We start from the raw sequence: 12837 nt of genomic DNA on the forward strand, positions 1-12837 counted from the left end.
ACCGAAACTTTGTTCATATTTTTATTATAAAGTAACAATTCAATTGAAGTAAGAATACGGAAGATTAAATGGAGGAATTTACTATTTAAAGAATAATTGAAAATCTGCCCCATTGTTTGAATACAACAGGACAGATTCTTAAGAAAGACTAGTACTTTATCAAATAAAGTTTCGTCCCTTTTACATAATAAAATTCACCTTTTTTTGCATCAATTTTGACTGACCGATAATTAATGCTATCATCCATTGTCTTTATCTTTTTTAATTTCTTCCCTTTTAGATCATATAGATTATACGTGTAATTTTCACCAACCCAAGTACCAGCGACCATCCTTTTTTTCTTAACATCCACGTCTTGAATGTCAACATACACGTTTAGCGTTTGTACATTACCCGTCGCATATTCTATGAAATATCGTGCCCCGCTTGAGTAGTCTTGCACGGATAATCCATTATTGGAAACTGAATAATTACGGCCATCACAACCACTATTGCCATACAACTTTGCTTTTAGTTTAGTAAGTTTCTTATTCTTCTTTCCATTAAGGTCCATTTTATATAGAGCATTATTATCAATATAATAAATAGATGTTCCATTCACCCAGAAATCATCGACACCTTTCTTGAGTGTCTGTTTCTTCTTCCCGTCCAGCGTTGCTTTCACCATTGTATAGTTACCCAGTGCCTCATTTACTACTTTGGCATAGTATATGTGTTTACCGGAAATGGAAAATGTATCAATGGTATTACTACTCACCTTATCGGATGTAATTTTACTTTGTTGCCCTTTACTGTTTCGTTTATAAATTTCTAATATATCCGCGCCACCGCCGCCGCAACCACCATAGTACGCAGCAGAAAATGAAAATTTCGCTAGATAGAGGTCTTTTCCGACACTTTGCACTTCTTGAATAGGTAAGGTATTCAAACTCCAAGGATCATCATTCTTTTTTGCTAAACGGCCCTTCACAAAAAATACATTCATATCCTCTATCTTCATTGGAGGATTCGTTGCTTCTTTAATCGTATACAGTTTTTCTTTTAAAACAATTTTACTTTTACCGTTCGGTACTCCCTGATAAACACCAGCTGAAACGTTATCAGTTCCACTTACCGGAAAGTATGTAGAATTCGACGCTGCCAATGTAGCAGTAGGTGTAACAAAGGAAATAACAATCAACGCACTAATAACAAACATGACCAATCTTTTCATTTAGTTCTTCCTCTTTCCTTTTTACAGAATTTAATAGTTCATCCTCACTATATCAGGTTTTAGGCATATTGACTCATCAATCTAAGGTAGCTTCTTGCTTTATCGGTCTGATTGGGCTTTTTATCGGTCAAAATGCGGAATATATCGGTCAATTTCCCAACTATATCGGTCAAACAAAAAAAGCTATGCACGAAGCATAACTTTTTTCTCTATTAAACATCTTCTTCCGCCTTAACGTCTAAAGGTACCCGCTTATCCATTTTCAATAAGTAGTAGCAGGCTACAACACTCACTAGGAACACAACCCCTACAATCAAGGAAATACGTGTACTTGGGTTAAACCACATCCCGACCAATACCAGCAGTAAGAATGCAATCGTCGCATAGTTGCTGTAAGGGGCAAAAGGCATTTTGAAGGGATGGTTTTGCATTTCATCAGCCCGTACCTTCCTGAACCTAAGCTCACTAATAAGAATCACGAACCATGGAATCATCCCGGGCAACACACTGGCACTGTACACATACAGGAAGATTTCCGGCGGAGCCAGGTAGTTCAGGACAACGCCAATCGCTAACCCTAATAGGACAGCGATCGTACAATATGCCGGCACTCCGCTTTTCGATACTTTGGCGAAGATTTTTGGGGCTTGTCCGTTCAATGCAAGGGTATAAAGCATGCGCCCTGCACTGAAAATTCCACTATTACATCCTGACATCGCCGCTGTGATCACGACAAAATTGATAATTCCTGCTGCTGCCGTAATACCGACTTTAGCAAAGGTTGAAACGAACGGGCTTCCAAGTTCATCCAGTTGATTCCATGGAAATACCGTGACGATGACAAATATGGCACCAATATAGAAGATTAATATCCGCCAAATGATCGTTTGGATCGCTTTTGTGATGGTCCTTTTCGGATCCTTCGCTTCACCTGCAGTGATCCCGATAAGTTCAACGCCTTGGTAAGAAGCCACGACTAGGGAAAGGGCAAAGAAGAAACCTTTCCATCCCCCTGTGAAGAATCCGCCGTTAGCCCATAGATTGGACAGGCCAATCGCATCTCCACCATTTCCAATTCCGAAAAAGATAAGACCTAAGCCGGCAATGATCATCAAGATGATCGTGACGATCTTGATCAAGGCAAACCAAAACTCAAATTCACCGAAAGATTTGACAGAAATGAGGTTGGCCGCCCCAAGGATGACCATGGCCACAACTCCTGGTATCCAAGCAGGCAATTCAGGGAACCAATAATTCATATACAACCCAACGGCAATGATTTCCGACATGCCGACCAACACCCATAGGAACCAGTTGCTCCAAGCAGTTATAAACCCTGCTAATGGATGAATATAATCGCTCGCAAATGTTGCAAATGAACCAGTAGTAGGCTCTAAATACAGCATTTCCCCCATCGAACGCATGATGAAAAAGATAAAAATGCCGGCAATAGCATACGCCAGCATGACGGAAGGACCGGTCCATTTAATTGTGCTGGCAGACCCCATAAACAACCCAACACCAATTGTACCGCCCAAAGCAATCATCTGAATATGACGTGCCTCCAGCCCTCTCGTTAATTCTTTATTTGACATAGGTAACTCCTCCAGATGTATAAGCTTGTAGTGATTATTCTCTTACCGATTTTTTAAATATTAGTAAACTAGTAGAATTACAATAACTCTTAGTACTATACCCCACTACATAATTTCTTATCTTATAATAATAAATATTCTGTCAAAGTACAAATGTATTTTTAGGAAAAACAGTACACCCATTTAATTAAGGAAAGCAGACATGCTTGGTGTAAGCTTCAATTCTTTAGAACGTAGCATCATCTCAATTTCCTCATCAGCTTGTTCTCTTACCATCGGTTCTGGTTCATTTATCATTTCACTTACAATATATCCCTTTGACCTCAACCTAAATCAGTGATAGAATTCCATTATTATTTTAAAAGAACAATAAATGTATACCTGAAAGGAAGTTCAACTTCCACAGGAGACCATTTATCGACAACCGCATACTAAGCAAGCGATGAATGCTATGGATCACACTATAGCAGGAGCAGCTTCTGGAGAGACTGTACAAACGTGCAGCGCCGAAGGATTCACAATCTCAGGCAAAAGGACAGAAGAGTAACGAATATTTGTTATTCTTTAACCTTTCGAGATTGGTAGCTTCCAATCTCTTTTTTTATTGTCTTTTTTTCAATCATCATCAAAAAACGAAGGAAATCGCTACTCAACTGTACGGATTCATTGCCCGTGATCGATTGGAATCAACGGACTATGTACTTCACATCTTAAAAATTTAACAACGGGGGCGCAGAAATTGGCTAAACAAGAATTGAAAAGGGATTTGAAAAATCGGCATGTACAGCTCATCGCTATAGGTGGAACCATTGGCACCGGGTTATTTTTGGGATCCGGAAAAGCCATACAGTTGGCGGGTCCATCCATTATCTTTTCCTATTTACTAATCGGGATTTCCTTATTTTTCGTCATGAGGGCTTTAGGCGAATTACTATTGTCCAATGCAGGGTATACATCATTCACCGAATTCGCAACTGAATATATCGGTCCTTGGGCTGGATATGTGACCGGCTGGACCTATTGGTTCTGTTGGATCATGACGGCCATGGCCGATATCATTGCTGTCGGTGTCTACATGCAGTATTGGTTCGATATTCCGCAATGGATTCCAGCACTTTCCTGCTTGGTAATCCTATTGGGATTGAACCTGTTGACCGTAAAGCTATTTGGGGAATTGGAATTCTGGTTCTCCCTCATTAAAGTCATCACGATCGTCGCCTTGATCATTGTCGGAATCGTCCTACTCGTCATAGGTTTCCAAACCGAGACTGGTACCGTCTCCCTCAATAATCTTTGGAGTCATGGGGGCATGTTCCCGAACGGCGTATCCGGCTTCTTGCTTTCCTTACAGTTGGTCGTCTTCTCCTTTGTCGGAGTCGAGTTAATCGGAGTGACAGCAGCCGAAACAGCGAATCCGAAAAAGAACATTCCGTCGGCCATCAATAAAATCCCCTTCCGGATTTTGCTTTTCTATGTTGGCGCAATCGTCGTCATCCTTTGCGTCAATCCATGGACACAGCTGGATGCGGCGAGCAGTCCTTTCGTCGAAGTCTTTGCCTTGATCGGGATTCCGATTGCCGCAGGAATTATCAACTTCGTCGTGTTGACGTCAGCCGCTTCAGCCGGTAATAGCGGATTGTTTTCAACAAGCCGCATGCTTTACGCGTTAAGCAACAATAACGAAGCTCCTGCTCCACTTAAAAAATTAAATAAACATGCTGTTCCAAGTAACGCATTGGTTACATCCACCATCGTCGTTTCAATCGGTGCATTGCTAAGCAAAGTCATACCGGAACAAGCCTTCACCATCGTGACGACAATCAGCGCCATCTGCTTCATTTGGGTATGGAGTATCATCTTGATATCCCATATCAGGTATACGAAAAAACGACCGGACTTGAGGGCTAAGTCCACTTTCAGGGCTCCCTTAACGCCTTTCATCAATTATGTGATTTTAGGATTGTTTGCCTTCATCTTAATCGTCATGCTATTTGCTGAAGCGACCCGGTCCTCATTATTGCTGACACCGATTTGGTTCCTTCTTTTAGTTGTCCTATATAACTTTAGAAAAAATAAAAGCTGATTCTATTGAACAAGGAAGGGATCTCCCTTCCTTGTCTCAATTTTCACTTCCATTAAATGAAAGTTTTTAATGAAGCATGTAAAAAAATATGCTGCCATACTATTAAATTTTCTATACTTATAGTGTAATGTACTAGATATGAATAGTGGATGAGATTTAGAACGGAGGGGTTTGCTTCATGAAGAAATTATATATCCTTACTCTAGTTCCTTTTATCGGAATATTGGGGTTTCTTCCTTTTGTTAATAAAATAGAACCATATGTATTGGGTATGCCTTTTTATATGTTCTGGATGGCGATGTGGGTTGTGCTTACTTCGGTCACTTTGGCTATCATGTATAAACTGGACCCTAGAAATCGGGAAGGTGAAGAAGAATGAACATCGCTCTTATCATCATTTTAGCATTTTTACTTTTATCGATTTTCCTCGGGATACGCTCGACAAAAGGAAAAGACATGAACCTGGAACAATGGACAGTTGGCGGCCGTGGTTTTGGTAGCATCTTCGTCTTTCTATTGATGGCAGGGGAAATTTATACAACCTTCTCCTTTCTTGGAGGGAGCGGCTGGGCTTATGGAAAGGGTGCACCCGCTTTATACGTCTTGATCTACATCACCTTGTCTTATGTCCTATCCTATTGGCTCCTTCCGGCAATCTGGAAATACGCCAAGGACAACCGACTCATGTCACAATCCGATTTTTTCGCAAGTAAATACAGAAGTCCAGCCTTAGGGATACTTGCTGCTCTGGTCGGTGTGGTATCGATGATTCCAGTCATCGTTGTACAGCTCAAAGGCTTAGGAATCATTGTTTCAGAAGCTTCATACGGTGCCATTTCCATGTCAACCGCTGTTTGGCTTGGAGCAATCAGCCTGACCATATATGTGATGATTTCAGGCATTCGAGGTTCAGCCTGGACAGCCGTCATCAAGGACATCATGATGATTGTCATCATCGCGTTCCTGGGCATCTACCTTCCAATCCATTACTTTGGCAATCTTCAAACGATGTTCGAAACCATCAATAGCGCCAAACCTGGTTTTCTAACATTGCCTGATCAAGGTCTTAGCGTTTCATGGTTCATTTCGACCGTGATTTTGCTTGTATTCGGATTTTACATGTGGCCACAAGTATTCAGTTCCGTCTATACGGCGAAGAGCGGAAAAACATTCCGTAAAAATGCCATTATCAGTCCGCTGTATACGCTCATGTTACTATTTGTCTTTTTCGTAGGATTTGCCGCCATCTTGAAAGTTCCTGGACTAGAAGGCGCGGATGCGGATCTTTCCTTATTGCGCCTTGCGATACAAACCTTTGATCCGTGGTTTATCGGGGTCATCGGGGCAGCCGGAATGTTGACCGCATTAGTACCGGGGTCGATGTTGTTGATGAGCGTCTCTACGCTCCTTGCCAAAAACGTCTATCAGGAACTTCAACCAAGCACTTCCGACCGGAATGTGGTACGTTTGGCCAAGTTACTCGTTCCCGTTATCGCGCTCATTTCCGTCTACTTCACTTTAAACGGAGGAGAAACGATGTCAGCCCTGATACTGATGGGATACAGTTTCATTACGCAGCTATTTCCGTCCCTGCTATTTAGCCTGAAAAAGAAGAACTCGATCAATAAATATGGCGCCATCGCCGGTATCATCAGTGGTCTTGCCATCGTCATCACTATCACGATCAGCCAATCGACAATCGGCACCCTGTTCCCGTCCCTGCCACAAGTGGCAAAGGATCTGAATGTCGGAATCATTGCCTTGGCCGTTAATTTTATCGTGACGATCCTTGTCAGTCTCGCATGCAGGAAACTGACCGTTAGAAATATAGAACCCGCAACGGTTAAAGAGATATAAAAAGCAATCGGTTCTCAGTCAATAGACTAAGAACCGATTGCTTTTTTTGTCTTTAATGGGCTTAGGCTTCTTTTACCGAAGAACGAACCCTTCCGGTAAGGTAGCTTTCATCAAGATGGCCGTTTCCTTAAGTCTGTCCTTATTGTAGGAAGAATGCTTGAGCAAATCTTCATCCAAGTAGGCTGGGTGAGTCATGACCTCTACACTTTTACCATCATTAATCCGCTCATTAAGGGTTTGAAAGTAATCGATGGCCGCCTTTTCTCCATAAAAATCGTCAAGGAATGTATCGGTCACCGTCTCGATGTCCTGAAAATGAGATCCCGCTTTTCGGACTGGTAGCCGGTAATGGGCAGATAGCTTTTTTACGACCGGCCAAAAAGCTGGGATCGCATGGACATGATGATGACTGTCAAAGTGAGTTGGAACCATTCCTAAGGCTAGGAATTTTTCAATCTGGGCAGACCATTCTCTTTCAAGTTCTTCCAATGAAATGTCGTCTGGGTTCCCTTGTATCTCCGCTTGTTTCTTAAAATTCCCGTCTCCGTCCACAAGGCTGGGCACATCACGTAGCAACGGTCGCCCCCATGTCAGAACGAGATGAATGCCAACCTTTAGCGTGCGATGATCCTTGGCAATTCTGATGGCATGCTCGGTCGCTTTTGCATTCATCATCAGCGTAGCCGAATTGACTATCCCATTTTTGTGGCTATTCAATATTCCATAATTCACAGCCCGAGAAAATCCGAAATCATCAGCATTGACTAGGACCTCAATCATGAAAGCTTCCTTGCAATTCCTTGTTCTCGAAAAATTGTGGCAAGAATTCTTTATGCGCCTCAAGCATTTCATCCAAAATCAATTTCGCCACCCGGTCACTTGGAACAAGCGGGTTGATCGTCATCGCCAGCAAAGCCGTGTCATAACTACCTGTGACGGCTGCCTCGATGGCCACCCTCTCAAACGACTTAATTTGCTGGACGAGTCCGCGGACAGCTACTGGCAACTCACCAACCGCGATTGGCTTCGGTCCATCCTTCGTAATCACACAGCTCACTTCAACCGCGGAATCGTAAGGCATGCCTTCTATTGAGCCATAATTCATGGTATTGACCGCCTGTATATCCCGTCTATCCGTATACATGGAATGAATCAGCCGTACGGCTGCGTCGCTATAGTAAGCACCGCCCCGTTCTTCAAGTTGCGGAGGCTTGATATCTAAATCTACATCCTTATACAACTCAAATAATTCCGTCTCCAGTTTTTGGACGACCTCTGCCCGTGTTTCCCCTTTTTCGGCATCCTTCAGTTCCTGGGCCAGGATATCACCCGTTTTGTAATAATAATTATGATAAGGACAAGGGAACAAATTCAATGCACGAATGAATTCCTGCTCCCATCCCATTGCATGGATATTCTTCATGGTCACGGCTTTATCCGGATCTGAAATCATATCAATAATTTGATCTTTCACGCTTATTCCATCCACGAACACATCCAAACCATATACCATGTGGTTCAATCCGGCGAAATCAATCCGTACCCGATCAGGCTCCACCTTCATCAAATCGGCGACTCCACGCTCCATACCGATCGGCACATTGCAAAGACCGACGATTTTGTTGATGTTGCTATGACGAAGAACCGCTTCGGTTACCATACCGGCAGGATTCGTGAAATTGATCAACCAAGCATTCGGACAAATTTCTTCGATCTCGCGGGCAATTTCCAGGATGACAGGAATCGTTCGAAAGGCTTTGAACAATCCGCCTGGTCCATTTGTTTCTTGGCCGATGACCCCATGCTTCAACGGAATTTTCTCATCAAGTGCACGAGCAGCCAGCTGTCCGACCCGTAATTGAGTCGTGACATAGTCCGCTCCTTCCAGAGCCTTTTTGCGATCCAGGGTTAAGTGAATATCGATCGGCACTCCTGCTTTTTCAACCATCCTTCTTGCCAGACCACCAACGATTTCGAGTTTTTCCTTACCTGCTTCTATATCAACCAGCCATATCTCACGTACCGGAAGTTCCTCGTAATATTTAATAAACCCTTCTATTAGTTCCGGCGTATAACTGGAACCACCGCCTATTGTAACGATTTTCAACCCCTTACTCATTCCAACGTCTCCTCCTTTATCGTGTTTGCACCAAGAAACTCTTCTCTCATCTCAATCATTTCCACGGCAAGATCTTTCAACGTCATGGCGGTCATCAAGTGATCCTGAGCATGTATGAGGATGATCGGGATGTCTAATTTCTCTCCGCCCGCTTCCGCATGGATCAATTGGGTCTGGAATTTATGAGCCTGTAATAACTCCGCTTCCGCTTCCGTTATTTTCTGCCTAGCCGCATCGAAGTCTTTCTTCTTTGCTTCTTGCAAGGCTTCCATGGCGAAGCTCCTTGCGTTCCCGCTGTGTAGAACCAGTTGAAAGGATAATTGATATAATTCTTCTTTTTCCATACATACCACTACCTTCTTAGAAATTTACCGTTTCTGAATCGTCCTTCGTAAGCTCTGTTTTAGCTTTTGAATTTCTCGAATCAATCTTCACTTGGGCATACACGAAAGGTAAATAGATCACGGTCGAAATGACTAAATTGATCCCTGCCAAAATAGCTCCAGAAGCATGGCCACCTGTCGCTAAAAAGCCTCCGACGATTGGTGGGGTCACCCACGGAATTTTGGCGACGATTGGAAAGACCAGTCCGCTGCTGACCGCTAGATATGAAATGACGGTTGTAATGATAGGCCCTAGAACGAATGGAACTAGCCAGATAGGATTCAATACGATCGGCAGACCAAACAGAATCGGTTCGTTGATCTGAAAAAGTCCCGGTGCCCCACCAAGTCCAATCATCTGTTTATACCGTTTTCGACCGGCTATGATCATGGCAATGATTAGACCCATCGTTCCACCCGATCCTCCTAGATACACGAAAGCATCAAGGAACGAGCCGGCCAACACGCCATATTGATCCATATCTGTTATGCCTTTTGCATACAAATCGATATTCTTTATGCCTGAGCTTTCAAAAAGCGGTGTCGTGATTCCACCCAGGATGTTCGGTCCGTGCAATCCCACCATCCATAAAATATGAACGAAAAAGACAAGAAGGATAGCGAATGGCAGTGAATCCACGGCCCCTTGCATCGGAGATACAATTACTTTACTTAACCAATCATTCACAATTTGACCGTTCGTCATGATACGGAAAAGTAAGCCGAATACCCCAATTATGAAGATCGTAGCCATGCCCGGAATCAGCTTGGCAAATGAACGACCGACTGCAGGTGGTACTCCCTCAGGCATATTGATCACCAAGAAGTTAAGTCTCGAAAGCCTGACGAAAATCTCGGTCGCTATTAAAGAAACGGCAATACCAGTAAAGAGAGCGGTTGCATTAAAATAATTAGTGCTGATGAAACCAGCGGCTTCACCTGATACGACTTTGTTATCGACCGTTAATGAGACCAACCCCATCTGTGGAAGCAATAGGAAGAAACAGGCCGCGGAAATGAGCATCGCCTCGAATCCATCATCTCCATAAGACTTGGCAAGTTTATAAGAAATACCAAAAACAGCAAAAATGGTAAGGAATGCAAAGGTACCGAATGAGATGTCATTGCCAAGCGTGGTCCAGGTTGGACCGAAAATCGCTTCCATCATTCTTCCATATGGCTTGATGATTTGCCCTAGATTATTCAATAAAACGGCGAACGATCCGATAATTGTAATCGCTATCATTCCAATCAACGTGTCACGAATGGCAAGCAAGTGTCGGTTATTCCCCAACTTAACTGCTGCCGGCATAATGTACTTATCAATGAAAGTCATCATAATCCTTATTCTCCTTTTATCAAAGTAACAGCTTGTTTGAGCACTTCTTCTCCATTGCACAAACCATAGAACATCGGATTAATTGTATCCACCGGTATGCCTTTAGCCATGCCCGCTTGCTTCATCTTAGAAAGTAGGAACCTAACCTGTGGCCCTAACAAAATAACGTCTGCCTTATCCATTTCTTTGTCCACCTCAGTGGAAGCCACTGCCCAAATTCGACAATCCAATCCTTGTTCCTTTGCACTTTTCTCCATTTTAGTTACTAGTAAACTCGTAGACATTCCAGCAGAACAACATAATAAGATATTCATAACATTCTCCCCTTCTCAATTCAAAATATTCTGTATTTATAGTAAATAGGTGCCACTTTTACTTTAGTTCACCATTTACGAAGGTATCTCCTCCCTTTTGATAATAAACATTGTTCCTTACCTATATATTCCATTGTAGAGTCATTTATATCTAATTTCAATACAAATTTTAAATTTGTCATTACAAATATTTATTTGTTATTTATCGTTATAACAAGATATAATCTAGAAGTAGCAAAAAATGTCTAGGAGGAAGCATGTTGAAAACGAAGAACAAAGTGACAGCCCTTCATTCTGCTGTAAAAGAATCCATCGTTCACATGATAAAGAATGGGGATTATCAGCCCAATACTAAATTGCCGACCGAAGCAGAATTCTGCAACTCGTATGACGTGAGCAGGACAACAGTCCGGACTGCCCTCCAGCAACTTACCATGGAAGGTTACGTATACCGCATTCAAGGAAAAGGAACCTTCGTTTCAGAAAATAAAGTACGCCAAACACTTACCAGCACAGTTGAAAACTTCTCCGATCAGGTCATGATGCAGGGCAAAAACCCTTCCACCAAGGTCTTCAGTTTAACGGTCATTGAAGCGGACGCATCACTTGCCAAACGGTTCAACCTACAGATTGGCGATCCCGTTAATAAACTGGTTCGAGTGCGTTATGTAGATGACGTCCCACTTCAATATGAAGTCGCCTACCTACCTTGGCATAGAACACCAGGCCTTGATATGAAAGCCTGTGAAACATCCCTATTCCGACTGCTTAAACACCAGTTCAATATCAAGATCCTAAAGACAATCGAACATTTGGAGCTGGCCCTCGCCGACGAGTACATTGCCGAAAAACTTGATATCACAAATGATTCTCCCTGCTTCTCCCTTGAAACGCATACGTACGAAACTGACCAGAGCGTCATCGAATACTCCAAAACCTACTTCAGGGGTGACCGCGCCAACTTCGTGATCGAAAGGAATTATGAGGATTGAAGCAAAAAAAAACTGCGCATCACCAGATGGGCAGTTTTTTTGTTCCTAAACTATATGTCTATTGATTACCTCTGTCTTTTCTTAACCTCTGCTATGTGGGCCACTTTCACATCGTGGGCAACATTGCTGTATTCTTTAAGTTGCTTATAAATCGAAAGGATTTGGCTCCCTGATAAGACTCGAGTTCCTTCATTATATATCACATGTCTTAATCTTTTTCTTTTAATCACCTTACTATCAGTGGAGGTCAGCACGATTTTCTTCAATTCACATCGCTCACTAAATACGATTATCGATTTGAAGAACCCTCCATCCAACTCTTTCAGTTGCCTTTTTAAAGCATTGATGTGCGTTCGATTCTGCTTTATCGGATTATAAAAGACCTGCTTTTTTCCGTTAGGTAACGTTTGCGTCCAGTTCTTATACTCCTCATTTCCGAAAATCCAGCCACTATAATTCTTCGACTCGATTGAATAAATGCCCGATTCATGTAGTAAAACAATATCGATCTCAGTTGTGCCGCCCCCTCTTGCCTTTGGCAAATACACATTGACCAAGACTTTATGAAACCCCTTCAGCTGATCAATTTCATTTACCGTTAAATATTCCCCATTTAACCCTTTATCCCTCTTTACCTTCCAATAGGAAAACTGGGTTTCTTTTTTATACGTGCTTTTTTCATATTTAGCTTTATCTACTAACATTTTAGAAATTATGACTAGTACAAATAAAAATACGATCCACGCTATCACCTTATAATCCCCCCCATTTATATTTCGTCAAAAAATGATTGTTCTTTTAATGTAAAATTATGTTTATAGTAATTTTTAGAAAACACTAGAATTACCCTTCCAGATTATGAAAGGAAGTAGTACTAAAATAATACATTTTTTTACATATTTTCTATTATCATTCTATAAAAATAGTACAAACTACTTGTAT

General features: G+C 42.2%; 13 protein-coding genes and 1 riboswitch. Of the genes, 5 read left to right on the forward strand and 8 right to left on the reverse strand.

Going from position 1 to position 12837, the window contains the following annotated elements; translation table 11 throughout:
* Positions 1-148: 148 nt before the first annotated feature.
* Entirely contained in the window at positions 149-1213 is a 1065-nt protein-coding gene (locus ACIQXN_RS11220) for a TolB-like translocation protein (protein WP_402966299.1), read from the reverse strand.
* A gap of 68 nt (positions 1214-1281) precedes the next feature.
* Between ACIQXN_RS11220 and ACIQXN_RS11225 the strand changes: the two genes are divergently transcribed.
* Complete coding sequence (locus ACIQXN_RS11225) at positions 1282-1413, forward strand: hypothetical protein (protein ID WP_402966301.1); 132 nt, start codon at positions 1282-1284, stop codon at positions 1411-1413.
* A 12-nt stretch (positions 1414-1425) separates the two neighbouring features.
* On the opposite strand, the gene ACIQXN_RS11230 is transcribed toward ACIQXN_RS11225, so the two are convergent.
* Entirely contained in the window at positions 1426-2808 is a 1383-nt protein-coding gene (locus ACIQXN_RS11230) for an amino acid permease (RefSeq protein ID WP_402966303.1), read from the reverse strand.
* A 469-nt stretch (positions 2809-3277) separates the two neighbouring features.
* Positions 3278-3357, forward strand: a riboswitch (glycine riboswitch).
* A 190-nt stretch (positions 3358-3547) separates the two neighbouring features.
* On the opposite strand from ACIQXN_RS11230, the gene ACIQXN_RS11235 reads away from it, so the two are divergent.
* The 3 genes from ACIQXN_RS11235 (at position 3548) to ACIQXN_RS11245 (ending at position 6748) form a co-directional block, all read left to right on the forward strand.
* Positions 3548-4891, forward strand: coding sequence for an amino acid permease (locus ACIQXN_RS11235; protein ID WP_402966305.1), 1344 nt, complete (start codon positions 3548-3550; stop codon positions 4889-4891).
* Positions 4892-5069: 178 nt separating this feature from the next.
* Complete coding sequence (locus tag ACIQXN_RS11240; RefSeq protein WP_402966307.1) at positions 5070-5270, forward strand: DUF3311 domain-containing protein; 201 nt, start codon at positions 5070-5072, stop codon at positions 5268-5270.
* Positions 5267-6748 (forward strand): sodium:solute symporter family protein, encoded by a 1482-nt coding sequence (locus ACIQXN_RS11245; protein WP_402966309.1) that lies wholly within the window; start codon positions 5267-5269, stop codon positions 6746-6748. Before ACIQXN_RS11240 ends, ACIQXN_RS11245 begins: the two co-directional genes overlap by 4 nt.
* Before the next feature lie 72 nt (positions 6749-6820).
* Here ACIQXN_RS11245 and chbG read toward each other — a convergent pair whose 3' ends face one another.
* From chbG to ACIQXN_RS11270, 5 genes are read right to left on the reverse strand one after another with little or no spacing between them, the layout of a single operon-like run.
* The gene (gene chbG, locus ACIQXN_RS11250) at positions 6821-7528 is read right to left on the reverse strand and encodes a chitin disaccharide deacetylase (RefSeq protein WP_402966311.1); all 708 of its coding nucleotides are present in this window, start codon (positions 7526-7528) and stop codon (positions 6821-6823) included.
* On the reverse strand, positions 7521-8867 hold the full coding sequence (locus ACIQXN_RS11255) for a 6-phospho-beta-glucosidase (protein ID WP_402966313.1): 1347 nt from the start codon (positions 8865-8867) through the stop codon (positions 7521-7523). Before ACIQXN_RS11255 ends, chbG begins: the two co-directional genes overlap by 8 nt.
* Positions 8864-9211, reverse strand: a complete 348-nt coding sequence (locus ACIQXN_RS11260) for a PTS sugar transporter subunit IIA (RefSeq protein ID WP_402966315.1) — start codon at positions 9209-9211, stop codon at positions 8864-8866. The genes ACIQXN_RS11255 and ACIQXN_RS11260 overlap by 4 nt, the downstream gene beginning before the upstream one ends.
* 16 nt (positions 9212-9227) lie before the next feature.
* Complete coding sequence (locus ACIQXN_RS11265) at positions 9228-10589, reverse strand: PTS sugar transporter subunit IIC (protein WP_402966318.1); 1362 nt, start codon at positions 10587-10589, stop codon at positions 9228-9230.
* 5 nt (positions 10590-10594) lie between these two features.
* Complete coding sequence (locus tag ACIQXN_RS11270; RefSeq protein ID WP_402966320.1) at positions 10595-10903, reverse strand: PTS sugar transporter subunit IIB; 309 nt, start codon at positions 10901-10903, stop codon at positions 10595-10597.
* Between the two features lie 257 nt (positions 10904-11160).
* On the opposite strand from ACIQXN_RS11270, the gene ACIQXN_RS11275 reads away from it, so the two are divergent.
* Complete coding sequence (locus ACIQXN_RS11275) at positions 11161-11895, forward strand: GntR family transcriptional regulator (RefSeq protein ID WP_402966322.1); 735 nt, start codon at positions 11161-11163, stop codon at positions 11893-11895.
* A gap of 65 nt (positions 11896-11960) precedes the next feature.
* On the opposite strand, the gene ACIQXN_RS11280 is transcribed toward ACIQXN_RS11275, so the two are convergent.
* Positions 11961-12647: a nuclease-related domain-containing protein gene (locus ACIQXN_RS11280; protein WP_402966324.1), complete on the reverse strand. Its 687-nt coding sequence runs from the start codon at positions 12645-12647 to the stop codon at positions 11961-11963.
* Positions 12648-12837 lie beyond the last annotated feature (190 nt).

It is taken from the genome of Peribacillus sp. NPDC097295, assembly GCF_044761665.1.
Classification (GTDB): domain Bacteria; phylum Bacillota; class Bacilli; order Bacillales; family DSM-1321; genus Peribacillus.